Genomic DNA, 23,029 nt, shown 5'->3' with positions numbered 1-23,029 from the left:
TCCCCCCGCTCGAGCGGAGCCGAGAGTGGGGGAGGGTGGGCGCAGGCGGTGCCCCGTAGGCGCCGGGCTCGCCGACCCACCTCGACGTGGAACGCTGGTGCTGATGCAGGAGAAGGGGAGTTGGCCCGCTCGGGCGGTGCGATGGGGTGCCGGGTTCGCCGACCCGCCCGCACGTCCACGGCGGCGCCGGGTGCTGATGCGGACGAGGGGAGTTGGCCTGTCCGGGCGGTGCGGCGGGGGCGCCGGGTGCGTCGAACCGCCGGCGCGTCCACGGCGGCGCCGGGTGCCGGTGTGGGCGAGGGGAGCGGGCCGGCCTCTCCGGTGGGCCGGGCGCGTCAGCCCTACGCTCCTAGGAGGCTCTGGCCACACACCCGTAGCACCTGCCCGTTCACGGCCCCGGACGCCGGATGGGCGAAGTAGGCCGTGGTCTCGGCGACGTCGACCGGCAGGCCGCCCTGCCCGAGGGAGTTCATCCGGCGCCCCGCCTCCCGGATGAACAGCGGCACCGCGGCGGTCATGCGGGTCTCGACGAATCCGGGGGCGACCGCGTTGACCGTGATCCCGTGCTCGGCCAGGGCCCGCGGCGCCAGTGACCGGACGAGTCCGGCCACACCCGCCTTGGCGGCGGCGTAGTTCGTCTGCCCCGCGTTCCCGGCGAGCCCCGCGATGGACGCGGTGGCCACGATCCGCCCGCCCCGCCGCAGCGCCCCGGCGTCCAGCAGCGCGTCGGTCGTGCGCAGCACGCTCGCGAGGTTCACGTCGAGGACCGGACTCCACCGCTCGGCGGGCATGTTGACGAGCCGCCGGTCCCGGGTGATGCCCGCGTTGTGGACGAGGACGTCGAGCCCGCCGGGCAGCGCGTCCGCGATCCGGGCGCCCGCGTCGACCGCGGTGATGTCGAGCGCGAGCGCGCTGCCGCCGAGCCGCTCGGCGACCGCCGTCAGCTCGGCGCCCGCCGAAGGCACGTCCAGGCAGACCACCGTGGCCCCGTCCCGGGCCAGCGTCGCGGCGACCGCCTCACCGATGCCGCGCGCGGCTCCCGTGACGAGCGCGGTCCGCCCGGCGAGCGGCCGCGACCAGTCCTCGGGCGCCGTCACCTCGCCGCCGCCGACCTCGATCACCTGCCCGCTGACGTACGCCGACTTGGGGGAGAGGAGGAAGCGCAGCGTCGATTCGAGGGCGGCGGCGGTCGCGGTGCCGGTGACGCGCACCAGCGTGACCGTGCGGCCGCGTCCGATCTCCTTGCCCAGCGAGCGGACGAACCCCTCCAGCGCCTGCTGGGCCGCGGCCCGGTGATGGTCGGCGGGGTCGGGCGGCGTCCCGAGGACCACGACCCGCCCGCTCGCGGCGACCGAACCGACCACGGGGTGCAGCGCGGCGTGGACCTCGGCGAGTGCGTCGACGTCGGCGACCCCGGTGGCGTCGAGCAGCACGGCCGCCGGCCGGGCGGCCTCCGTGCGCACCTCCAGACCCGTGCGCGCCGGCACGTCCGCGAGGTCGAAGCCCGGTTTCCCCGCCGTCAGATGCAGCAACGGCCCTTCCAGCGTGGGCCTTTCGGCCGACCAGCGGTGCAGCGCGGCGGGCTGCGGCAGCCCGAGTCCGCGGGTCAGGAAGCGGCCCGGCGCGGTGCCGGCGAAGCGCAGATAGCGGTCGGCCATTGTCCAACTCCCGGCTAGGACGTTACTTTACTCCGGAGTAAGGTTACCGCTGGTAAGGCTACGGCAGGGTCAGGAGCAGGTCGAGATGAACCCCATCGGTCCGGCACGGGCGCCCCTCGGCGCGGCGGCCGCACGCCCCGTCGCGGTCGTCGGCGGCACCCGCATCCCCTTCGCCCGCTCCGACGGCCCGTACGCGACGGCCTCCGTCCAGGAGATGCTGACCGCCGCCGTCGACGGCCTCGTGGAGCGCTTCGGCCTCCAGGAGCCGGGCGCCGTCGGGGAGTTGGTCGCCGGCGCCGTCCTCAAGCACAGCCGCGACTTCAACCTCGCCCGCGAGACCGTGCTCGGCTCGCTGCTGGACGCCCGCACCCCCGCGTACGACATCCAGCAGGCCTGCGGCACCGGCCTCCAGGCGGTCGTCGCCGCCGCCAACAAGATCACCCTCGGCCAGACCGAGTCCGCCGTCGCGGGCGGCGCCGACACCGCGAGCGACGCGCCCCTCGGCGTCAACGACTCGCTGCGCCGCATCCTCCTCGAAGCGCGCCGCGCCAAGTCGCCCGGCGCGCGCCTGAAGGCCCTGGCCCGGATCCGGCCCTCGCACGTCGTCCCCGACATCCCCCGCAACGCCGAACCGCGCACCGGCCTGTCCATGGGCGAGCACGCCGCCGTCACCGCCCGCGCCTGGGGCGTCCCGCGCGAGGCGCAGGACGAACTCGCGGCGACGAGCCACCGGCGGCTGGCGGCCGCGTACGACCGGGGCCTGCTCGACGGCCTGGTGGTCCCCTTCCGCGGGCTCACCCGGGACCAGAACCTGCGGCCGGGGTCCACGGTGGAGAAACTCGCCACGCTCAAGCCGGTGTTCGGCACCGGCGCCCCCGGCCCGACCATGACGGCGGGCAACTCGACGCCGCTCACGGACGGCGCGGCCGTCGTCCTGCTGGCGAGCGAGGAGTGGGCGGAGGCCCGGGACCTGGAGCCGCTCGCGTACCTGACGGCGTACGAGACCGCCGCGGTCGACTTCGTCGGCGGCGACGTCGCGGGCGGCGAGGACGGGCTGCTGATGGCACCGGCGTACGCGGTGCCGCGCATGCTGGAGCGGGCCGGACTCGGCATCGAGGACTTCGACTTCGTCGAGATCCACGAGGCGTTCGCCTCCCAGGTCCTCGCCACGCTGGCCGCCTGGGAGAAGCGCGGACTCGCCCCCGTCGACCGCGCCCGCCTCAACGTCGCCGGCTCGTCCCTGGCCACCGGTCACCCCTTCGCCGCGACCGGCGCCCGCATCGTCGCCACCCTCGCCGCGCTCCTCGCCGAGCGGGGCACGCCGGGCCGCGGACTCATCTCCGTCTGCGCGGCCGGCGGCCAGGGGGTGACGGCGATCCTGGAGCGCCCCTGACGGACGCGGGCGCCCGACGCCGCGACGCCCGCGCCTACCGGCGGTAACAACTCGCACGCCGCCCGCCCCGGAGCCCCACAAGCCCCACACGCGGGCGCCGTACGATCCCCGTCTCACCCGGCGCGGCGGACGCCGCCCGGCTGAACTTCCCGACCCCCGGCGCCGTACGAGGGAGCGCGACCCTCGTCCCTCCCGGGTCCCCGCAGCCAAGGAGCCGCCCCGTGTCCAGCCTGTACGCGTCCCCGCCCCCGCCGGCGGAACCGGAGATCAAGCGGCTGGACGGCGTCGTGCGCGAGGTGTCCCTGCCGCCCCTCGTCGCACCGGTCACCCACGGCTCGCTCGCGGACATCCCCTTCGACAACGCGACGGCCGCTCCCGGGGACCCCGTCCTCAGCCGCAAGGACCAGGACGGCCGCTGGCACGACGTGAGCGCCGCCGAGTTCGCGGCCGAGGTGCTCGCGGTCGCCAAGGGCCTGATAGCCGAGGGCCTGATGCCGGGCGACCGCATCGCCATCATGTCGCGGACCACGTACGAGTGGACGCTCCTGGACTTCGCCGCCTGGGCGGCCGGCCTGGTCACCGTCCCCGTCTACCCGACCTCCTCCGTCTTCCAGACCCGCTGGATCCTCCAGGACTCGGGAGCCGTCGCCCTCGCCGCGGAGTCCGTCGCCCAGGCCGCCGCCCTCGGCCCCGAGCGCGACCGCATCCCGGACCTGCGGCACATGTGGGTCTTCGAGAAGGGCCACCTGGAGCGGCTCGCCGAGCTGGGCCGCGAGATCCCGGACCAGGAGGTCGCCGTACGCCGGGGCGTGCTCGGCCCCGACACCCTCGCCACCCTCATCTACACCTCGGGCACCACCGGCCGCCCCAAGGGCTGCGCCCTCACCCACGGCAACTTCTTCGCCGAGATCGACAACGCGATCGAACTGCTCTACCCGATCTTCAAGGCGCGGACCTCGGAAGCCGCCTCCACGCTGCTCTTCCTGCCGCTGTCGCACGTCTTCGGCAGGATGGTCGCCATCGCCTGTCTGCGCGCCCGGGTCAAACTGGGCCACGCCCCGAGCCTGCGCACCGACGATCTCCTCGCCGACCTGGCCGGCTTCCGGCCCACCTTCCTGCTGGCCATCCCCTACGTCCTGGAGAAGGTCTTCAACACCGGCCGCGCGACGGCCGAGAAGCTGGGCCGCGCCTCCTCCTTCGACCGCGCGGCCGGCATCGCGCGCCGCTACGGCGAGGCCCTGGAGGCCCGTCAGCACGGCACCGGCCCGGGCCCCGGCCGCAGCCTGCGGGCGGCCCGCGCCCTCTACGACCCGCTGGTCTACCGCCGGATCCGCAACGCCCTCGGCGGCCGGGTGCGCTACGCGATCTGTGGCGGCTCCCCGCTCGGCCGCCGCATGGCCGCCTTCTACGCCGGCGCCGGCATCGAGATCTACGAGGGCTACGGCCTCACCGAGACCACCGCCGCCGCCACCGTCACCCCGCCGGCCAAGCCCCGGCTGGGCACCGTCGGCCTGCCCCTGCCGGGCACCCGGGTGCGCGTCGCCGCCGACGGCGAGGTGCTGCTGAGCGGCGGACAGGTCTTCCGCGGCTACTGGGACCCGCACGCGGGCGGCGTCGTCGACGCGGCTCCGGACGGCTGGTTCGCCACGGGCGACCTCGGCGAGCTGGACGACGACGGCTATCTGACCATCACCGGCCGCAAGAAGGAGATCCTGATCACCGCCGGCGGGAAGAACGTGGCCCCGGCCCCGCTGGAGGACTGGCTCCGCGCCCACCCCCTGATCGCCCAGTGCATGGTCCTCGGCGACCGCCGCCCCTACATCACGGCCCTCATCACCCTGGACCCCGAGGGCATCACCCACTGGCGCCAGATGAACGGCAAGCACGGCGTGCCGCCGCAGCTCCTGCTGGACGACCCGGACCTGCACGCCGTCCTCCAGCGCGCCGTCGACGAGGCCAACAAGCTCGTCTCCCGCCCGGAGTCCATCCGCCGCTACGCCATCCTGCCCGGCGCCTTCACCGAGGAGGCCGGCCAGCTGACCCCGTCGATGAAGCTGCGCCGCGAGGTGATCCTGCGGGACTTCTCCCGCCAGGTGGAGGCGATGTACGAGCGGTGACGGGAAAGGCAGGAGCCCCGCACCGGGCTGGTGCGGGGCTCCTTGGGTACTACTGATCGTTCCGGATCAAAGCACTGGGCTCTTGGAGCCGAAGGCTTAGAGCGGGGTGACGTTCTCCGCCTGAGGACCCTTCGGGCCCTGGGTGACGTCGAAGGAAACCGACTGGTTCTCTTCGAGAGAGCGGAAACCGCTCGCGTTGATGGCGGAGTAGTGGACGAAGACGTCCGGGCCGCCGCCTTCTTGGGCAATGAAGCCAAAGCCCTTTTCGGCGTTGAACCACTTCACGGTTCCGGTAGCCATAAGCCCTCCTTGGGCCCAAAGGGTTGCCCTGCTCCAGAACCTGCAAGGTGTAAACAACTGCGTGTTGACAACTGCATTCGTCTGAAAACGACGAGAGCCCGCGGTCACATGCTCCGCAGGCTCTGTACTGCAAGGGAAACCAAACTGCAACTTGCGGCGAGCCTAGCATGCGGGCAGCCGAAAGCAACAGAGGGAAAGATCACGTCACCCGGATGTCCGACCAGCCTCTGGCCGGGGTTGACGTAGCGGTGCCGACTCGCTGTCACGAGGGTTGACACAAGAGGTCGGGAGGGTTTCTCGAACCACTCGGGGACCCGGAACCTGCACCGTACCGCATGGGGGCTAGCCTCGCGTTGTGGACAATTCTCGCACCCGGCCGCGCGTCGGCCACATCCAGTTCCTGAACTGCCTGCCCTTGTACTGGGGGCTCGCGAGAACGGGCACGCTCCTCGACTTCGAGCTCACGAAGGACACCCCGGAGAAGCTCAGCGAGAAGCTGGTGCAGGGAGATCTCGACATCGGGCCGATCACGCTCGTCGAGTTCCTCAAGCACGCCGACGACCTGGTCGCCTTCCCCGACATCGCGGTCGGCTGCGACGGCCCGGTGATGTCGTGCGTGATCGTCTCGCAGGTCCCGCTGGACCGGCTGGACGGCGCCCGGGTCGCCCTCGGCTCGACCTCGCGCACCTCCGTGCGCCTGGCCCAGCTGCTGCTGGCGGAGAAGGTCGGGGTCCAGCCCTCGTACTACACGTGCCCGCCGGATCTCAGCCTGATGATGCAGGAGGCCGACGCCGCCGTCCTCATCGGCGACGCGGCGCTGCGGGCCAACCTCCTGGACGGCCCGAAGTTCGGCCTGGAGGTGCACGACCTGGGCACGCTGTGGAAGGAGTGGACGGGCCTGCCGTTCGTCTTCGCGGTGTGGGCGGCCCGGCGCGACTACCTGGAGCGCGAGCCCGTCGTCACCCGCAAGGTCCACGAGGCCTTCCTCGCCTCCCGGGACCTCTCGCTCGACGAGGTCGCCAAGGTCGCCGAGCAGGCGGCCCGCTGGGAGGCCTTCGACGAGCGGGTCCTGGAGCGGTACTTCACGACGCTCGACTTCCGCTTCGGCGGCCCGCAGCTGGAGGCCGTCACGGAGTTCGCCCGCCGCGTCGGGCCCACGACCGGGTTCCCGGCCGACGTCGAGGTGCGGCTGCTGAAGCCCTGAGGCTCCCGGCCCCGGCGGCACTACCCTGCTGGGGGAACGCACGCGTACGGGGGAGAGGTGGGCGCGATGCAGCCGCTGGAATCCGGCGAACCCACCGTCGTGGGGCCCTACCGGCTGCTCGGCCGGCTCGGCTCCGGCGGTATGGGCCGGGTCTATCTGGGACGCAGCGCGGGCGGGCGCACGGTCGCGGTCAAGATGGTGCACCCGCACTTCGCGCTGGACGAGGAGTTCCGGGCCCGCTTCCGGCGCGAGGTGGACGCCGCGCGCCGGGTCGGCGGCGCCTGGACGGCCCCCGTGCTGGACGCCGACCCGCAGGCCCCGGTGCCCTGGGTCGCCACCGGATACGCGGCGGGCCCCTCGCTGGCGGGCGCGGTCGCGGACGGCGGAGAGCTGCCCGAGCACTCCGTACGGGTGCTCGGCGCGGGCCTCGGCGAGGCGCTCGCGGCGGTGCACGCGCTCGGGCTGGTCCACCGCGACGTCAAGCCGTCCAACGTCCTGCTGACCCTGGACGGCCCGCTGCTGATCGACTTCGGCATCGCCCGGGCCACGGACGGCACGGCCTCCCTGACCTCGACGGGCGTGTCGATCGGCTCGCCCGGCTACATGGCGCCCGAACAGATCCTCGGCAGGGGCGTCGCCGCCGCCGCGGACGTCTTCTCCCTGGGCGCGGTGCTGGCGTACGCGGCGACGGGCCGGTCCCCCTTCCCCGGCGACTCCTCCGCCTCGCTCCTCTACAAGGTGGTGCACGAGGAGCCCGAACTCGGCGAACTGGCGGGCGAGCTGCGGGAGCTGGTGTCCCGCTGCCTGGCGAAGGACCCCGGCGCCCGGCCCGCCCCGGAGGAGGTCGCCCGGCGGCTGGCCCCGCAGGGCGCGGCCCGGCTGGTCGCGGCGGGCTGGCTGCCGGGGCCGCTGGTGGAGCAGGTCAGCCGCAGCGCCGTACAACTGCTGAACCTGGAGGCGGGCGAGGCGGCGCCCTCGGGGCCGGTCGGGTTCACCAGTCCCTCGGTGGCCGGGGCGCCGGGGCCGCTGTCCGCGGGCGCCGGGTCCGCCCGGGAGGCCGTGCCGGCCGAGGGGGCCCTCGCGGCGGGAGGCTCCGGCGGGCGGTCCGGGCCGCCGACGGGGGTGTTCGGGCCGCCGCCCGCGATGCCGTCCGCGTCCCTGCCGGTGCCCCGCGTCCCCGGCGGTCCGCCGCGTTCCTCCCCGGGGACCGGGGGCGCCGTGCCCGAGGACTCCGTACCGCACCGCGAGGATGCCGGACCGGACGAGGGCGGACGGCCCGGCAGACTCTCCGTGAGCGTGGCCGCGACCTCCGGGCCCGGGGCGAACGGGCGTGGCAGGAAGCTGAGTTGCACGGTCGCACTCGCGGTCGTCGGTGCGCTGGCCGCGGTGACGGTGGGGTCGGTGTCCCTCTTCCGCCTCTTCCAGGGCGAGGACTCGGGCGGCAACGACACGGCGGGCGGGCGCCCCTCGGTCTCGGCGAGCACTCCCGAGCCCGGCAGCGACGCGTCCGGCATCCCGGCGTCCTACCTCGGCACCTGGGAGGGGGACGCCCTCGCGCTCGACGGCGCCCTCCCCGCCGGCACGATCCGCGTCACCGTGCGCCAGGCCGCGCCCGGAAAGGAGTTCGGCACGTTCCGGCAGACCGACCAGCTCGGCGGGGTCTGCGACGACGTCCTCGTCCTGAAGAAGGTCACCGCCAAGCAGCTCGTCGCCACCAGCGTGGCCGAGAAGTCCAACGGCTCGCAGTGCACGACGGGCCGGCACGAGGTGCGGCTCACCCCGACCGGCGGCGATCTCGCCTACGAGACGGACAACCAGGCGGCCGGCAACCCGACCGCGAAGATGTCCCGGGTCAAGTAGCGGGCCCGGGGCCGCTGTCGGGGTTCATCCGCGCGGCCCGCCCTCGTAGGGTGGGCGCGTGGATCTCGTCGTGTGGCTCACCGCGCTCGCCGCCGGATGGGGCGCGGCCGTCGGGCTGCTGGTGCCGCGGGCGGCGTACCGCTTCGCCGTCGCGCCGGACGAGCCGTGGCGGGACCGCTGCCCCGACGGCCACGCGATCACCGGTGTCGCGGGCGGCTGGCTCGGCCCGGCGCGCTGCCCGGACGGCGACCGCTACGGGCCCGCGACCGCCGCCGTCTGCCTGGCCACCGCCCTCGTCTGCGCCGCCCTGGCGCTCGCCACCGGGACGCGGCCCGAACTGTTCGCCTGGCTGCTGCTCGCGCCGCTCGCGGTGCTGCTCGCCCTCGTCGACTTCCGGGTGCAGCGGCTGCCCGACGCGCTCACCCTGCCGCTCGCGGCCGCCGCGCTCGCCCTGCTCGGGGTGGCCGCGCTGGCGCCGGAGCACGCGGGGGACTGGCCGACCGCGCTCCTCGGTTCGCTCGCCCTCGGCGGCGCCTACTTCGTCCTGTTCCTCATCAGCCCCCGGGGGATGGGCTTCGGGGACGTGAAGCTGGCCCTCGGACTCGGCGCCGTCCTCGGCTGGTACGGGTGGAGCGTGCTGTTCCTCGGGACCTTCGCCGGGTTCCTGTTCGGGGGTCTCTACGGGCTGGCGCTCGTCGTGGCGCGGCGCGCCGGACGCCGGACGTCGATCCCCTTCGGCCCGTTCCTGCTCGCGGGAGCCTTCGCGGGCCTGCTGGTCGGGGCGTACGCGGCCTGACGTCGGGGCGCCCGAAGCGCTGGCGTAGGCTGGTTCGGTCCGTCCACACCCTTACGAAAGGGACACACCCGGTGACCGAGAAGGCCGACCTCCAGTCCGTCCTCGACCGTGCCGCCGAGGGTGGGCGGATCACCCCCGAAGAGGCGCTCGACCTCTACCGCGACGCCCCGCTGCACGCGCTGGGCGCCGCCGCCGACGCCGTACGCCGCCGCCGGTACGCCGGCACCGAGCACATCGCGACGTACATCATCGAGCGCAACATCAACTACACGAACGTGTGCGTCACGGCGTGCAAGTTCTGCGCGTTCTACGCGGCCCCCAAGGACACCGCCAAGGGCTGGACGCGCAACCTCGACGACATCCTGCGCCGCTGCGCGGAGACGGTCGAACTCGGCGGCACGCAGATCATGTTCCAGGGCGGCCACCACCCGGACTACGGCGTCGAGTACTACGAGAAGCACTTCGCCGCGATCAAGCAGGCGTACCCGCAGCTCGTCATCCACAGCCTGGGGGCCAGCGAGGTCGAGCACATGGCCCGCATCTCCGGTGTCTCCGTGGAGGAGGCGATCCAGCGCATCCACGCCGCCGGGCTCGACTCCTTCGCCGGTGCCGGCGCCGAGCTGCTGCCCGCGCGGCCCCGCAAGGCGATCGCCCCGCTGAAGGAGAGCGGCGAGCGCTGGCTGGAGATCATGGAGATCGCGCACGGGCTGGGAGTGGAGTCGACGTCCACCATGCTGATGGGCACCGGCGAGACGAACGCCGAGCGCATCGAGCACCTGCGGATGATCCGGGACGTGCAGGACCGCACCGGCGGCTTCCGCGCCTTCATCCCGTACACCTACCAGCCCGAGAACAACCACCTCAAGGGCCGGACGCAGGCCACGCTCTTCGAGTACCTGCGCATGATCGCCATCGCCCGGCTGTTCCTCGACAACGTCGCCCACATCCAGGGCTCGTGGCTGACCACCGGCAAGGAGGTCGGCCAGCTGTCGCTGCACTACGGCGCGGACGACCTCGGCTCGATCATGCTGGAGGAGAACGTGGTCTCCTCGGCCGGCGCCAAGCACCGCTCCAACCGCATGGAGATCATCGACCTGATCCGCAAGGCGGGCCGGGTCCCGGCGCAGCGGACCACGACGTACGAGCACATCGTCGTGCACGACGACCCGGCGGACGACCCGGTCGACGAGCGCGTCGTCTCGCACATCTCGTCCACCGCGATCGAGGGCGGCACGGCTCACCCCGAGCTGAAGCTGCTGGCCTCCAACTAGGCCCCTGGTGCTGACACTTCACGTAGCCGAGCATTCGCCCGAGGCGGCGGTCCTGGTCGACGGGGCAGTCGTCGCCGCCGTCGGCCCGTACGAGGAACTGGCCGCCGCCCACCCGGACGCGAAGGTGCGGCGGTGGCCCGGCATCCTGACGCCGGGACTGCTCAACCCGTACGGCCCGGAGCTCCTGGAAGCCATGTACCACCCGGACCCGCGCGAGGCCGACGGCTTCGGCACCGAGCCCATCGGCGGGGAGCGGGCCCGGCGGATCTTCCGCGCCGATCCCGCACGCGTCGGCGCGAGCGCGCGGCGCGGGATCCAACGCCTGCTGGCGCACGGCACGGTGGCGGTGGCCGGGGAGCTGCGGTCGCGGGCCGTGGCCGACGCGGTGCGCAGGGTGGGCCTCGCGGTGGGACGGCGGCCGGACCGGCTCCCGGGTCCGCCGGCACTGTCCCCGAGCCCGCTGATCGTGCTGCCGGCGCTGGTGCCCGGCGGCCCCGCCCGATTCGCCGTGTTCGACGTCGCGGACCGCGCCGAACTGGTCCGGCGTGGTGCGGGGACCTGCGTGGCGACCGTGATCGGCGGGCGGCTGGTGTACCGGGGCCGCTGATCACGGCACCCGGCGACCTCTCAGCCCGTGAATGCCTTGGCGAAAGAGCGTCCTCCGGCGGTTCAGGCCCGCCGCGGTGATCGTGCCGGCGGCCGCCGCCCTGGCCTACGGGGGCTGGTTCGCGCTCGCGCGCCGGGCTGAGTTCGGCACGTACGACCTGGACGACATCCCGCTCGCGCAGGCGTTCTGGTCCGGCGCGTTCGTGACGCTGCTCCTGTACTGCAAGGCGTACCGCGGTGTGGACTTCGCGTGGCTCGCCCGCCGCGAGCGGCTCGACCGGATCGTGACGGTCTTCAACGCACGCGCGGTGACGATCTACCTCTGGCACGAGATCGCGCTGGTGCTCGCGGTCCCGCTGGTCGACCGGTGCTGGCAGGTGCCAGCCTTCGAGGCGTACCTGCCGCTGAAGAGCCAGTGGTTCTTGTTCGCCGTCGGCTGGGTGCTGATCGGGATCGCCCTTCCGCTCGCCGGGTGGGTCGAGGACGTCGCGGCGCGCAGGAGACCGCGGCTGCTGCCCTGAGCGGTTGCCGATCGACCGGCGTACGGGCCGGGCGCCTGGGACGCGCCCGGCCCGTACTGCCACAATGGGCCCGTGACCCGCGCATCCCTGGACAAGCAGCCGCACGAAGTCGCCTCGATGTTCGACGACGTGGCGGAACGGTACGACCTGACGAACGACGTGCTGTCACTCGGTCAGGCCCGGCTCTGGCGGAAAGAGGTCGCGAAGGCGGTCGACGCCCGGCCCGCCCAGAAGGTCCTGGACCTGGCGGCCGGCACCGCCACCTCCTCCCTCCCCTTCGCCCGCACCGGCGCCTACGTGGTGCCCTGCGACTTCTCGCTCGGCATGCTCCAGGTCGGCAAGCGGCGCAACCCCTGGCTGCCGCTGACGGCGGGCGACGCGACGAAGCTGCCCTTCCGGGACGACACCTTCGACGCGGTGACGATCTCCTTCGGGCTGCGCAACGTGCAGGACACGGACGCCGCCCTGAGCGAGCTGTACCGGGTGACCAAGCCCGGCGGGCGGGTCGTGATCTGCGAGTTCTCGCACCCGACCTGGGCGCCCTTCCGGACCGTCTACACCGAGTACCTGATGCGCGCGCTGCCGCCGGTCGCCCGCTCGGTGTCCTCGAACCCGGACGCGTACGTCTACCTCGCCGAGTCCATCCGCGCCTGGCCCGACCAGCCGGCCCTGGCCCAGCGCCTGCAGAAGGCGGGCTGGTCGAAGGTGGCCTGGCGGAACCTGACGGGCGGGGTCGTGGCGCTGCACCGGGGCTACAAGCAGGGCTGAGCGCGGCCGACGGTCCGACGCGGCGTCAATTCACCCGTACGAGGGGGGCGTTGTCGGGAACCGGTCAATGGGAAACTCGTGTCCGTTCATAACGCCTGACTTCGTCCGGTCACGGCACGAGTTCTCTGAATGACGGAGCGTTCCCATGGCGTCGTACTGCCCGCACTGCGGTGCACCCGCTCCCGAGGAGGCGCGCTTCTGCATGAAGTGCGGCCGTGAGCGGCCGGCGGTACCCGCCGCGGATCCGCCGCCCGGGCCGCCGGCCGCCGCGCCCGCTCCCGGGGCGTTCGCCGCGCCCGGTGCTCCGCCCCTCCCGGGAGCCGTGCCGCCCGGACCGCCGCCACCCCCGCACCCGCCCGCGCCCGCCGGGCCGTCGCCCGTCGGCGCCTTCCTCGGCCGCGCGCTGCGGGGCGACTGGGCGGGGGCCGCGCAGGCCGCGCTGTGGCCGGTCGGACTGCTGCTCGTCGCGGCCGTGGCCCTGGCGATCCCCTCTTACGGGCAGGGCGACGACGTCGTCGTCGGGTTCGGCGACCGGATGCGGATCGCCCTGGCCGTGCTGCTCCAGGCGCTCGGCGGCGGATTCGAGGTGAAGGAGGCCACCGACTCGGTCTTCGGCACCGACGGCGGCAGCGGCCTCGGCTCCGAACTCGGCGGCGGGGCGGAGCTGTCGCTGATCCCGCTGACCGTCACCGCGCTGTGGCTCGCCGCGTACGCGGTCGGCGTGCGGATGCTGCGCACGCGACTCGCCGTGCGCACGGAGCGCGGCGTCACCGCCGGACTGGAGGCGGCCCTGCGGGTGGCGCTCCTGGTGACCGGCGCCGTGCTCGTGCTCGGGCTGTTCGCGCAGCCGACCGTGGCCGACGAGGTCGAGATCTCGACGTCGCCGTGGCTCGCCGCGCTCGGCGCCCTGCTGCTCGGCCTCGTCGTCGGCGCCGGGATGCTGCACCGCGACGGCCTCGCCCAGTGGCTCGCCGTCCGGCCGGGGGCGCGGGCGTTCGTCCGCGCGACCGGCACGGCCCTGCGGGCGCTCGCCGTCGTCCTGGTCCTGTGCTCCCTCGTCGTCCTCGTCCGGCTGGCGCAGGCCGACGACCTCGGTGAGGGGTCCGAGCTCGACGGCTCCGGCGTCTCCCCGTTCCTGATCGCGCTGCTCCTGCTGCCCAACCTCGCGGTGCTGGTCCTCGGCCTGTCCTGGGGCGCGCCCGTCGAGGTGGAGGCCCGCGGCAGCACACCGTACGGCGGCGGGCACGAGCACCGCGCCTTCGGTCTCTCGGACCTCGGTGACGCCGTCAACTCCTGGGCCGTAGTGGGCGCGCTGGCCCTCGGCCTGGTCTGCGCGCTGACCCTGGGGGTCCTGGCCGCGCGGCGCTCCGGCGACCGGCGCGAGCAACTGCTGTCGGCCGGTGTCCTCCTCGGGCTGTTCCTGCTGCTGGCCGGGACCGGGGGCCTGGGCGTGGAGGCCGCGGGCGGTCTGTCCGACAGCTCGGACCAGGGCTCGGGCTTCGGCTCCGGCGACGCGCTCGCGGGCGGCTTCGGCATCGGGGTGAGCGTCCCGGACGCGCTGCTCTTCGGGCTGCTCTGGATCTTCGGGGCGGCCCTCCTGGCGCCGTACCTCCTGCGGATGACCGGGACGCGGACGGCCCCGGCCGTGCCGCCGCCACCCCCGCCGCTCGTCGGCCCCACCGGCCCCACAGGCCCCGCCGGATTCGAGGCTCCCGCCTCCGCTCCCGCCTCCGCTCCCGGCGACCCGCACACCGTACGGCTCGGCCACCAGACCCCGCCCGACCCGGCCCCGCACGACCGGACCCAGGCGGACCAGGCTCCGCACGACCAGGGCCCGCCCGCCCCGCCGGTCCCCTTCGTCCCCGCCGTCCCGGCGCTCCCCGCGGCCCCGGCGCTCCCCGCGCTCCCCGTCGCGCCGGCGGGCCCCGCCGCCTACGACCCGTCCACCCTCTCCACGGCACCCGTCACCCCGAAGCCGCGGAGCAGGGCACTCGTCTGGGTGGTCACCCTCGTCGTGGCGTTCGTCGTCGGGGGAGGCGCCGCGGCCGGCGTGCTCGTGTGGCAGGACATGGAGTCGGAAGGCACCTCGGACAAGGGGAGCACGAAGGTGACGCCCACGCCCGCGAACGAGAGCGCCCCCGCCCCATCCGCGGAGACCGGCGACTCGCCCAAGCCGTCCCCGCCGGACGAGACCACGGAGGGGCCCGCGGCGGCCTCCGGACTCCCCGACGGCTACCACCGGCTGACCGACCCGATGGGCTTCTCCTTCGGCGTCCCCGAGGTGTGGGGCCGCGAGGGCGTCAAGAACGGCACGCAGGTGACGTACGCGGGATCGACCGGGTCCTCCCACCTCCAGGTCGGGGTGATCGCGAACGCGGGCTACACCTCGTACGACAACTTCGTGACCCTGGAGAAGACCGCCAAGCGCAAGGACACCGACTACCGGCGCGTCAAGCTGGAGCGGAACACCTTCCAGGGGCGCGCGGGAGCGATCTGGGAGTACACGTACACGGACGAGTCCGGCCGGACCGTCCACGCGAAGGACCAGGGCTACGTCGCCGACAACGGCACCGAGTACGCGATCATGATCGTCGGCCCCGGCGAGCTGTGGGACAGCGACCTCTCGGAGACCTTCCGGGTCGCCCTGGAGTCCTGGCGACTCACCTGAGCAGCTCGAACGGGTCGCCCGGTTCGTCCAGTTCGCGGCGCAGGCCGCCGGGTGGCGGACCGGGCGTGCGCGGCTCGCGCACGCCCGAGCCCCCGCCGCCCTCGCCGTCGGTGAACTCGCACCACACGGTGACCGCGGCGCCGCGCGGGATCTCGGAACCCGGCGGAGGGTACTGGCGTACGACGTAGTCGACGACGGCGAGGTGGAAGTCCGGCCGGTCGGGCGCGACGAGCACGATGCCCTGCGTCTCGGCGGTCTCGCGCGCGTCCACGGCCATCAGGCCGACCAGCCGCGGTACGCGCACCTCGGGTGTCCTGGGTGTCAAGCGCACGGACGTCACCCCCCAGCGGTACCGGAAGGGTAAGCCCGGCCCCGGCGCCGGGGAAAGGCGTCGGAGGCGGCGGCGCCCGGCCGGGACGGGCACCGCCGGAGCCGTCAGAGGGCCAGCCGGTAGCAGTGGCCCTCCTGTTGCGAGGCCGGGGTCGTGAACCGCTCGGCCAGCTCCATGCCGAGGCGTCTGGTCACCGAGATGGACCGCTCGTTGCGGGCGTGGACCATGGCCACGACACTCGGTACGCCCGCCGAGCGCACCCGCTCCAGCGTCGTGCGGGCGGCGGCGGTGACGTATCCCCGGCCCCAGAACCGGCGCCCGAGCCGCCAGCCGATCTCGACCTCGCCCCGCGGGCCCCACTCGTGCGGCCAGGGCTGGGCGCCGGTGAAGCCGAGCACCTCGCCGTCGGCGCCGGTCATCGTCCACAGGCAGAAGCCGCGCTCGGCGTCGTGCCGGCGCTGCCGCGCGGTCAGCTCCTCGTACACGGACAGTTCGGCCGGCGCGCCCCCGTGGAACTCCATCACCTCCGGGTCGGCGAAGAGCCGGTGCCAGGCGAAGGCGTCCTCGTCGGTGGGCACACGAAGCTGTACTACGGGGAGAGCTCGGTTCACGGGGCAGCCCTTCAGCCGGGTGATCAGTACCGCTGCATAGACTGCCCATGTCCAGTGCCCGTCAGCACGCACATTCCGAACCTTGGGGAGAACCCGCCGTGACCGAGCCCCTCTCCGAAAACACCGCCGATGTGATCGTCGTCGGTGCCGGGCCAGCCGGTTCCGCGACCGCGTACCACCTGGCGAAGGCCGGACTCGACGTCCTGCTGCTCGAGAAGACCGCCTTCCCGCGGGAGAAGGTGTGCGGCGACGGCCTCACCCCGCGCGCCACCAAGCAGCTCGTCGCGATGGGCATCGACATCTCGGAAGAGGCCGGCTGGCTGCGGAACAAGGGCCTGCGCATCATCGGTGGCGGCGTCCGGCTCCAGCTGGACTGGCCGGATCTCGCCTCCTTCCCCGACTACGGACTCGTCCGCAAGCGCGACGACTTCGACGAGCAGCTGGCCCGGCAGGCGCAGAAGGCGGGCGCCCGGCTGTACGAGCGCTGCAACGTCGGCGCCCCGATCCTGGACGACCGCACCGGCCGCATCACGGGCGTCAACGCCAAGCTCGGCGAGGAGAAGCGCGAGGTCACCTTCCACGCGCCGCTCGTCGTGGCGGCCGACGGCAACTCGACCCGGCTGTCGCTGGCGATGGGCCTGCACCGCCGCGAGGACCGTCCGATGGGCGTCGCGGTGCGCACGTACTTCACCAGCCCCCGGCACGAGGACGACTACCTGGAGTCCTGGCTGGAACTGTGGGACCGCCGGGGCGCCGAGGACCGGCTGCTGCCCGGCTACGGCTGGATCTTCGGGATGGGCGACGGCACGTCGAACGTCGGCCTCGGTGTGCTGAACACCTCCGACTCCTTCAAGGAGCTGGACTGGCGCGAGGTCCTCAAGGCGTGGTGCGCCTCGATGCCGGAGGACTGGGGCTACACCCCGGAGAACATGACCGGCCCGATCCGCGGCGCCGCGCTCCCCATGGCCTTCAACCGCCAGCCCCACTACACCAAGGGCCTGCTGCTCGTCGGCGACGCGGGCGGCCTGGTGAACCCGTTCAACGGCGAGGGCATCGCGTACGCCATGGAGTCCGGCCAGATCGCCGCGGACGTCATCGTCCAGGCGCACGTCCGCTCGACGCCGGGCCAGCGCGAACTGGCGCTCCAGCGCTACCCGCGCGTCCTGAAGGACACCTACGGCGGCTACTACACGCTCGGCCGCGCCTTCGTGAAGCTCATCGGCAACCCGAAGGTCATGAAGATCGCGACGCAGCGAGGGCTGAGCCACCCGATGCTGATGAAGTTCACGCTGAAGATGCTCGCGAACCTCACCGACCCGACGGGCGGCGACGCGATGGACCGCATCATCAACGGCCTGTCGAAGGTCGCACCGAAGGCGTGACCATGCGAGGTGGTCGGGACCCGCTTCGCCGATGCGGCGGGTCCCCGTCCACGGAGTGACGGCTGTCGCTCCCGCCAAGTCCGTGGTCGGCAGGTTCGACGCGATCATTTTGGGGGCGTCTCGATGAGGTGGACTCCAGGAGTCGTCGTGCTCGCGGCCGGGGCTCTGCTCCTGGCCGGATGTGGCTCGTCGGACGGCTCCACCGGGCGGGAGAAGTCGATGATGGACATGCAAGAGGCGGCAGACCGTGCCGACGCCGTCCTCGACGGAACGTTCCAGGTCATCAAGCCGCCGGTGCACTGGACGCACGGAGAGTCGACCGAGGGCGAGTGCGACGTTCAACGGCGCCGTACCGTCATGACGATCATTTCCGAGGAGCGCAGAGGGAGCTTCCTCGGAGTGATCGAGCGGCACTGGAAGAGCGAGGGCTACAAGCGGCTCGCCGTGAACAACTCGAAGACTCCGGCCGTGTACTACAGGACGCCGGACGGGTTCGACGTGCGGGTGCTTGTCGGCGCCGACGGGCAAGCCTCCTTCGAGGTTGCGACGCCGTGCGTGAAGACGTCCGAGGTCTCCCCGCCCAAGGCCGAGACGGTCGGCCCCGACTATGCGGGGAAGGAAATTCCTGCCCCCGACGTCTGGTCGGGTTTCTGGTCCGCGCAGAGTCCTGCTTCGGCGAAGTAACCCCGCAGACCCGGCATTCGGTCCTTACCCGTGCGTGCGCGGCCGGCGATCGGCTCGGCGTCCGGCTCCCGGTCGGGCGGGATGCGGAACGGGCGGAGTCAGCCCCCCGACGGCACGGACCGCCCGCCGGCCCCAGGGGGCGGTGTCCGCCCGGTAGGGCGGTCTCGTCCCCTTTCCGGCTCTCGGAGGGCGCTGAGCGGCCGCTGAGGGGCGTCTGTGGCCCCCGGGGCGGGTGGGGCGGGTGTGTCGGGAGCGCGCGAAGGCCACCTTCCCGCCCGGAAGGTGGCCTTCGGTGAAACGCTCTCGGCTACAGCACCCGCACCGCGCCGGTGGCCGGATAGCCCGAAAGATCCTGGATCACCACGCCCTTGGAGGGGTTGGCGGCGTCCAGGTACTGGCCGTTGCCGATGTAGACGCCGACGTGGTACGCCGATCCGGCCGAGCCCCAGTACAGGATGTCCCCCACCTGCACGTTGGAGAGCGACACGGGGGTGCCGGCGGTGGACTGGGCCTCCGAGACGCGCGGCAGGTCGACGCCGACCTGCTTGAACGCGGCCTGGACGAGCCCGGAGCAATCCCAGGCGTTGGGGCCGGTGCCGCCCATGACGTAGGCGTCACCGACCTGTGCCTTCAGGAAGGCGATGACGGTGGCGACGCTGCCGCTGGCGGCGACGGGGACGTCGGCGTCCGCCGAGGCCGCGAGGGTGGTGCGCTGGGACGACCGCGAGGCGGCCTGGGTGGCGGCGGCCTTGCGCTCGGCCTCGGCCTTCTTCCGGGCCTCCGCCTTCTTCTTGGCGTCGGCGAGGTCGGCCTTGGCCTGCTTCGCCGCCTTGGCCGCGGCCGCGTCGCGCTCCGCCTGCAGCTCGTAGTTGGCCGCCGCCTGCTGGGTGGCGTCCGCGGACTGGGCGACCTGAGTGGACAGGTCGGCCGTCAGGGTCGGCAGTTCGATGGTCTGCGTCACGGGCTCGGCGGCGCTCGCCGCACCGGACGCCCCGGCCACTGCCAGGGTGCTGAGAACGCCACCGGCAACTCCGGCGCGCATCGCGAGACTCGACGCGTTGCGGCGGGGCTTCCGGTGGCTGCGTATGTGAGCGGTGTGGGACATGGGTACAAGCGGTACCAGGGGCTCCTCCATACCTTCAAGAAACGTGTGGTGCGCCACAGTTGTTCAACGGACGGCCGAAAAGCGGGCGCTGCGCCCCTCATTGACGCCGTAACGGGCATTGCGGACAGAGTCGATCACGCCTGTGATCATGGGCTTTCGGAATTACGCCCGAATTGCCCCGCGCCTACCACTGGTTGAGGCCAGTGGCCAAGCCCCGTTTATCCGGAGCCGACGCCGGTGTGACGCACGTCACGGAACGGCGGCCCCGGCCGACGCGTCCCGCGCGAAAACGCGACCGCCCTCCGCTCGTGAACGGGCGCACGTGTCCACATCCGTCCACACCGGTCCCCCTGATGTGTGAACGGGCCCCTCTATCAAGGGATCTGGTCCAGCGCCAATTTGCCTGCGCTCACGGTGGCTTGATAATGCGCCAGGGCTCCGACCAGCGGCGACGAGCGAAAATGTCACCTCTTGGTGATCACTTGACTGCTTCGCGTACGAAGATCACCGCTCATCCGACTTCATGATCCTTCGACTGGTGGTGGAGATCACAAAGTCCTTCCCCACCCCCGTGTCGCAGATCACAGACCGGCAGGCATAAGATGCGGGGCAGTTGGGCTTGTGACCTGCTTCACATGTACGCGATCTTCGTCGGGACGCACGGGGCTCGTGGGACGGGTGGGGCGGTGACTCGTCCGGCACAACCGCCAGCAGTCAGTGCCGACTGAGAGGAGCGAGGAGCGGTGAACGCGTATGCGCCCATCCTCGTACTGGGAGCCCTCGGGGCAGGCTTTGCGATCTTCTCCGTGGTCATGGCCACGCTGATCGGTCCGAAGCGGTACAACCGGGCCAAGCTCGAGGCCTACGAGTGCGGCATCGAGCCGACCCCCACGCCGGCCGGCGGCGGGCGTTTCCCCATCAAGTACTACCTGACGGCGATGCTCTTCATCGTCTTCGACATCGAGATCGTCTTCCTCTACCCCTGGGCCGTCACCTTCGACGCCCTGGGTGTTTTCGGGCTCGTGGAGATGCTGCTCTTCGTGCTCACCGTCTTTGTCGCGTACGCGTACGTATGGCGGCGCGGCGGCTTGGAATGGGACTGAGGGGCCTTAAGCCATGGGACTCGAAGAAAAGCTGCCGAGCGGCTTCCTGCTGACCACCGTCGAGCAGGCCGCGGGCTGGGTGCGCAAGTCGTCCGTCTTCCCCGCCACGTTCGGACTCGCCTGCTGCGCCATCGAGATGATGACGACCGGCGCGGGCCGCTACGACCTGGCGCGCTTCGGCATGGAGGTCTTTCGCGGATCTCCGCGCCAGGCGGACCTGATGATCGTCGCCGGCCGGGTCAGCCAGAAGATGGCGCCGGTGCTGCGGCAGGTCTACGACCAGATGCCCGATCCCAAGTGGGTGATCTCCATGGGGGTGTGCGCCTCGTCGGGCGGAATGTTCAACAACTACGCCATCGTGCAGGGCGTCGACCACATCGTCCCGGTCGACATCTATCTGCCCGGCTGCCCGCCGCGGCCCGAGATGCTGATGGACGCGATCCTCAAGCTCCACCAGAAGATCCAGACCTCCAAGCTCGGCGTGAACGCCGAGGAGGCGGCCCGCGAGGCGGAGGAAGCGGCGCTCAAGGCGCTTCCCACCATCGAGATGAAGGGCCTGCTGCGGTGAGCGACGCGAACGGCAACGGGGTGAACCCCGAGAAGGACCTCGGCGCCTCCAACCTCCCGGGCCAGCGGGGCGACCAGGGCGAGGAGATCCGCGTCCAGCGCGGCATGTTCGGCGCGAACAACGGCGGCGACACCTCCGGCTACGGCGGCCTGGTCCGCTCCATCCGGCTGCCCGGCCCGGCCACCCGCCCCTACGGCGGCTGGTTCGACGAGGTCGCCGACGAGCTGGAGGGCGCCCTGGAGGAACAGGGCCTCGTCCCGGAGAACGCGATCGGCAAGACGGTCGTGGACCGCGACGAGCTGACCTTCCACATCGAGCGCGAGCACCTGGTCCAGGTCGCGCGGACCCTGCGCGACGACCCGGCCCTGCGGTTCGAGCTGTGCACCGGCGTCTCCGGCGTGCACTACCCCGAGGACAAGGGCCGCGAGCTGCACGCCGTCTACCACCTGCGCTCGATCACCCACAACCGGCTGATCCGCCTGGAAGTCAGCGCCCCGGACGCCGACCCGCACGTCCCCTCGCTGGTCGCCGTCTACCCGACGAACGACTGGCACGAGCGCGAGACGTACGACTTCTTCGGGCTGGTCTTCGACGGCCACCCGGCACTGACGCGGATCATGATGCCGGACGACTGGCCGGGCTTCCCGCAGCGCAAGGACTATCCCCTCGGCGGCATCCCCGTCGAGTACAAGGGCGCCCAGATCCCGGCTCCGGACCAGCGGAGGTCGTACTCATGAGCACGCAGACCCCTTCCGGGGCATCGGCCGCCTCGGCCCGCGAGACGACCGAGGGCACCGTCTACACCGTCACCGGCGGCGACTGGGACGAGATCGCCCAGGCCGCGGCCAAGTCCGACGACGAGCGCATCATCGTCAACATGGGGCCGCAGCACCCCTCCACGCACGGCGTGCTCCGGCTCATCCTGGAGATCGACGGCGAGACCGTCACCGAGGCCCGCTGCGGCATCGGCTACCTGCACACCGGCATCGAGAAGAACCTCGAGTACCGGACGTGGACGCAGGGCACGACGTTCGTGACGCGCATGGACTACCTGACGCCGTTCTTCAACGAGACGGCGTACTGCCTCGCGGTGGAGAAGCTCCTCGGCATCGAGGACCAGATCCCCGACCGCGCCACGATCATCCGGGTGCTCCTGATGGAGCTCAACCGGCTCTCCTCCCACCTGGTGTGCATCGCCACCGGCGGCATGGAGCTCGGCGCCACGACGATCATGATCTACGGCTTCCGCGACCGCGAGCTCATCCTCGACATCTACGAGCTGATCACCGGCCTGCGGATGAACCACGCGTACATCCGGCCCGGCGGACTCGCCCAGGACCTGCCGCCCGGCGCGGTGGACCAGATCCGCGAGTTCGTGAAGAAGATGCACAAGAACCTTCCCGAGTACGACAAGCTCGCCACCGGGAACCCCATCTTCAAGGCCCGTATGCAGGACGTCGGCTACCTCGACCTCGCCGGCTGCATGGCCCTCGGCGCCACCGGGCCCGTCCTGCGCTCGGCGGGCCTGCCGCACGACCTGCGCAAGGCCCAGCCGTACTGCGGCTACGAGACCTACGACTTCGAGGTCCCGACCGCCGACACCTGCGACTCCTACGGGCGCTTCCTGATCCGCCTGGAGGAGATGCGCCAGTCGCTGCGGATCATCGAGCAGTGCCTGGACCGGCTCCAGCCCGGCCCGGTCATGGTCGCCGACAAGAAGATCGCCTGGCCCGCCCAGCTCGCGCTCGGCCCCGACGGTCTCGGCAACTCGCTCGACCACATCAAGAAGATCATGGGCACCTCCATGGAGGCCCTCATCCACCACTTCAAGCTGGTGACCGAGGGCTTCCGCGTCCCGCCGGGACAGACGTACGCGGCCGTCGAGTCGCCCAAGGGCGAACTGGGCGTGCACGCCGTGTCCGACGGAGGCACCCGCCCCTACCGGGTCCACTTCCGCGACCCGTCCTTCACCAACCTCCAGGCCATGGCGGCGATGTGCGAGGGCGGCCAGGTCGCCGACGTCATCGTCGCCGTCGCGTCCATCGACCCCGTGATGGGAGGCGTCGACCGGTGACCACCACTC

20 protein-coding genes and 1 pseudogene are annotated in these 23,029 nt (G+C 72.5%); 16 read left to right on the top strand and 5 right to left on the bottom strand.

The window, feature by feature from the left end; translation table 11 throughout:
- Nucleotides 1-341: 341 nt before the first annotated feature.
- Entirely contained in the window at nucleotides 342-1,658 is a 1,317-nt protein-coding gene (locus ACFYQQ_RS35015) for a 3-oxoacyl-ACP reductase (RefSeq protein WP_356167039.1), read from the bottom strand.
- A gap of 85 nt (nucleotides 1,659-1,743) precedes the next feature.
- Between ACFYQQ_RS35015 and ACFYQQ_RS35010 the strand changes: the two genes are divergently transcribed.
- Both ACFYQQ_RS35010 and ACFYQQ_RS35005 read left to right on the top strand, forming a co-directional pair.
- Nucleotides 1,744-3,051, top strand: coding sequence for an acetyl-CoA C-acetyltransferase (locus tag ACFYQQ_RS35010; protein ID WP_388906578.1), 1,308 nt, complete (start codon nucleotides 1,744-1,746; stop codon nucleotides 3,049-3,051).
- A 221-nt stretch (nucleotides 3,052-3,272) separates the two neighbouring features.
- On the top strand, nucleotides 3,273-5,168 hold the full coding sequence (locus ACFYQQ_RS35005; RefSeq protein ID WP_356167044.1) for an AMP-dependent synthetase/ligase: 1,896 nt from the start codon (nucleotides 3,273-3,275) through the stop codon (nucleotides 5,166-5,168).
- A 96-nt stretch (nucleotides 5,169-5,264) separates the two neighbouring features.
- On the opposite strand, the gene ACFYQQ_RS35000 is transcribed toward ACFYQQ_RS35005, so the two are convergent.
- Nucleotides 5,265-5,468 (bottom strand): cold-shock protein, encoded by a 204-nt coding sequence (locus ACFYQQ_RS35000; RefSeq protein ID WP_010986243.1) that lies wholly within the window; start codon nucleotides 5,466-5,468, stop codon nucleotides 5,265-5,267.
- A gap of 355 nt (nucleotides 5,469-5,823) precedes the next feature.
- On the opposite strand from ACFYQQ_RS35000, the gene ACFYQQ_RS34995 reads away from it, so the two are divergent.
- The 8 genes and pseudogenes from ACFYQQ_RS34995 to ACFYQQ_RS34960 all read left to right on the top strand — a co-directional run bounded on the left by ACFYQQ_RS34995 (nucleotide 5,824) and on the right by ACFYQQ_RS34960 (nucleotide 15,162).
- Nucleotides 5,824-6,672: a menaquinone biosynthesis protein gene (locus ACFYQQ_RS34995; RefSeq protein ID WP_355786412.1), complete on the top strand. Its 849-nt coding sequence runs from the start codon at nucleotides 5,824-5,826 to the stop codon at nucleotides 6,670-6,672.
- 66 nt (nucleotides 6,673-6,738) lie between these two features.
- Nucleotides 6,739-8,532 carry a serine/threonine-protein kinase gene (locus ACFYQQ_RS34990; RefSeq protein ID WP_388906574.1) on the top strand — a complete coding sequence of 598 codons (1,794 nt, stop codon included), beginning with the start codon at nucleotides 6,739-6,741 and terminating at the stop codon, nucleotides 8,530-8,532.
- Nucleotides 8,533-8,590: 58 nt separating this feature from the next.
- Nucleotides 8,591-9,328, top strand: a complete 738-nt coding sequence (locus ACFYQQ_RS34985) for an A24 family peptidase (protein WP_355785333.1) — start codon at nucleotides 8,591-8,593, stop codon at nucleotides 9,326-9,328.
- 71 nt (nucleotides 9,329-9,399) lie between these two features.
- Nucleotides 9,400-10,599, top strand: coding sequence for a cyclic dehypoxanthinyl futalosine synthase (mqnC, locus tag ACFYQQ_RS34980; RefSeq protein ID WP_355785336.1), 1,200 nt, complete (start codon nucleotides 9,400-9,402; stop codon nucleotides 10,597-10,599).
- 7 nt (nucleotides 10,600-10,606) lie between these two features.
- On the top strand, nucleotides 10,607-11,206 hold the full coding sequence (locus ACFYQQ_RS34975) for a hypothetical protein (RefSeq protein ID WP_355785339.1): 600 nt from the start codon (nucleotides 10,607-10,609) through the stop codon (nucleotides 11,204-11,206).
- Between the two features lie 40 nt (nucleotides 11,207-11,246).
- Nucleotides 11,247-11,726 (top strand): annotated as a pseudogene (locus ACFYQQ_RS34970) (acyltransferase); the annotation flags it as partial.
- A gap of 72 nt (nucleotides 11,727-11,798) precedes the next feature.
- Nucleotides 11,799-12,494 (top strand): demethylmenaquinone methyltransferase, encoded by a 696-nt coding sequence (locus ACFYQQ_RS34965; RefSeq protein ID WP_355785342.1) that lies wholly within the window; start codon nucleotides 11,799-11,801, stop codon nucleotides 12,492-12,494.
- Nucleotides 12,495-12,639: 145 nt separating this feature from the next.
- Nucleotides 12,640-15,162, top strand: coding sequence for a zinc ribbon domain-containing protein (locus ACFYQQ_RS34960; protein ID WP_388906568.1), 2,523 nt, complete (start codon nucleotides 12,640-12,642; stop codon nucleotides 15,160-15,162).
- On the opposite strand, the gene ACFYQQ_RS34955 is transcribed toward ACFYQQ_RS34960, so the two are convergent.
- Together ACFYQQ_RS34955 and ACFYQQ_RS34950 are read right to left on the bottom strand one after the other, a co-directional pair.
- Nucleotides 15,155-15,493 (bottom strand): PASTA domain-containing protein, encoded by a 339-nt coding sequence (locus tag ACFYQQ_RS34955; protein ID WP_356242372.1) that lies wholly within the window; start codon nucleotides 15,491-15,493, stop codon nucleotides 15,155-15,157. The two genes, ACFYQQ_RS34960 and ACFYQQ_RS34955, sit on opposite strands and share 8 nt — an antisense overlap.
- A 104-nt stretch (nucleotides 15,494-15,597) precedes the next feature.
- Complete coding sequence (locus tag ACFYQQ_RS34950; protein WP_355792547.1) at nucleotides 15,598-16,104, bottom strand: GNAT family N-acetyltransferase; 507 nt, start codon at nucleotides 16,102-16,104, stop codon at nucleotides 15,598-15,600.
- A 47-nt stretch (nucleotides 16,105-16,151) separates the two neighbouring features.
- Here ACFYQQ_RS34950 and ACFYQQ_RS34945 point away from each other — a divergent pair, with 47 nt between their 5' ends.
- A complete protein-coding gene (locus ACFYQQ_RS34945) occupies nucleotides 16,152-17,486 on the top strand; it encodes a geranylgeranyl reductase family protein (protein ID WP_355792544.1) in 1,335 nt (444 codons plus the stop codon).
- A 123-nt stretch (nucleotides 17,487-17,609) separates the two neighbouring features.
- A complete protein-coding gene (locus ACFYQQ_RS34940) occupies nucleotides 17,610-18,170 on the top strand; it encodes a hypothetical protein (protein WP_388906563.1) in 561 nt (186 codons plus the stop codon).
- A 307-nt stretch (nucleotides 18,171-18,477) separates the two neighbouring features.
- Here the strand turns inward: ACFYQQ_RS34940 and ACFYQQ_RS34935 are convergent, their stop codons facing one another.
- Entirely contained in the window at nucleotides 18,478-19,305 is an 828-nt protein-coding gene (locus ACFYQQ_RS34935; RefSeq protein ID WP_121405424.1) for a C40 family peptidase, read from the bottom strand.
- Nucleotides 19,306-20,018: 713 nt separating this feature from the next.
- Here ACFYQQ_RS34935 and ACFYQQ_RS34930 point away from each other — a divergent pair.
- Genes ACFYQQ_RS34930 through ACFYQQ_RS34915 form a run of 4 tightly spaced genes read left to right on the top strand, consistent with a single transcriptional unit; the run spans nucleotide 20,019 to nucleotide 23,020 of the window.
- Nucleotides 20,019-20,378: an NADH-quinone oxidoreductase subunit A gene (locus ACFYQQ_RS34930; RefSeq protein WP_007383963.1), complete on the top strand. Its 360-nt coding sequence runs from the start codon at nucleotides 20,019-20,021 to the stop codon at nucleotides 20,376-20,378.
- A gap of 13 nt (nucleotides 20,379-20,391) precedes the next feature.
- Nucleotides 20,392-20,946: an NADH-quinone oxidoreductase subunit B family protein gene (locus ACFYQQ_RS34925; RefSeq protein WP_355779461.1), complete on the top strand. Its 555-nt coding sequence runs from the start codon at nucleotides 20,392-20,394 to the stop codon at nucleotides 20,944-20,946.
- A complete protein-coding gene (locus ACFYQQ_RS34920; RefSeq protein ID WP_355779458.1) occupies nucleotides 20,943-21,683 on the top strand; it encodes an NADH-quinone oxidoreductase subunit C in 741 nt (246 codons plus the stop codon). Before ACFYQQ_RS34925 ends, ACFYQQ_RS34920 begins: the two co-directional genes overlap by 4 nt.
- Nucleotides 21,680-23,020 carry an NADH-quinone oxidoreductase subunit D gene (locus ACFYQQ_RS34915; protein WP_355779456.1) on the top strand — a complete coding sequence of 447 codons (1,341 nt, stop codon included), beginning with the start codon at nucleotides 21,680-21,682 and terminating at the stop codon, nucleotides 23,018-23,020. Before ACFYQQ_RS34920 ends, ACFYQQ_RS34915 begins: the two co-directional genes overlap by 4 nt.
- The last annotated feature ends 9 nt before the right edge of the window (nucleotides 23,021-23,029 follow it).

Origin of the sequence: Streptomyces sp. NPDC005496 (assembly GCF_042872045.1) — a bacterium.
Lineage (GTDB): Bacteria > Actinomycetota > Actinomycetes > Streptomycetales > Streptomycetaceae > Streptomyces.
The sequence above is the reverse complement of the archived record's forward strand: the minus strand, read 5'-3'. Positions and strand labels throughout refer to the sequence as shown.

What these genes read in the sequence shown, in the direction of transcription:
- ACFYQQ_RS35015 (WP_356167039.1), bottom strand. Translation starts at nt 1,658, where the DNA reads ATGGCCGACCGCTATCTGCGCTTCGCCGGCACCGCGCCGGGCCGCTTC.
- ACFYQQ_RS35010 (WP_388906578.1), top strand. Translation starts at nt 1,744, where the DNA reads ATGAACCCCATCGGTCCGGCACGGGCGCCCCTCGGCGCGGCGGCCGCA.
- ACFYQQ_RS35000 (WP_010986243.1), bottom strand. Translation starts at nt 5,468, where the DNA reads ATGGCTACCGGAACCGTGAAGTGGTTCAACGCCGAAAAGGGCTTTGGC.
- ACFYQQ_RS34990 (WP_388906574.1), top strand. Translation starts at nt 6,739, where the DNA reads ATGCAGCCGCTGGAATCCGGCGAACCCACCGTCGTGGGGCCCTACCGG.
- ACFYQQ_RS34960 (WP_388906568.1), top strand. Translation starts at nt 12,640, where the DNA reads ATGGCGTCGTACTGCCCGCACTGCGGTGCACCCGCTCCCGAGGAGGCG.
- ACFYQQ_RS34945 (WP_355792544.1), top strand. Translation starts at nt 16,152, where the DNA reads ATGTCCAGTGCCCGTCAGCACGCACATTCCGAACCTTGGGGAGAACCC.
- ACFYQQ_RS34940 (WP_388906563.1), top strand. Translation starts at nt 17,610, where the DNA reads ATGAGGTGGACTCCAGGAGTCGTCGTGCTCGCGGCCGGGGCTCTGCTC.
- ACFYQQ_RS34935 (WP_121405424.1), bottom strand. Translation starts at nt 19,305, where the DNA reads ATGGAGGAGCCCCTGGTACCGCTTGTACCCATGTCCCACACCGCTCAC.
- ACFYQQ_RS34925 (WP_355779461.1), top strand. Translation starts at nt 20,392, where the DNA reads ATGGGACTCGAAGAAAAGCTGCCGAGCGGCTTCCTGCTGACCACCGTC.
- ACFYQQ_RS34915 (WP_355779456.1), top strand. Translation starts at nt 21,680, where the DNA reads ATGAGCACGCAGACCCCTTCCGGGGCATCGGCCGCCTCGGCCCGCGAG.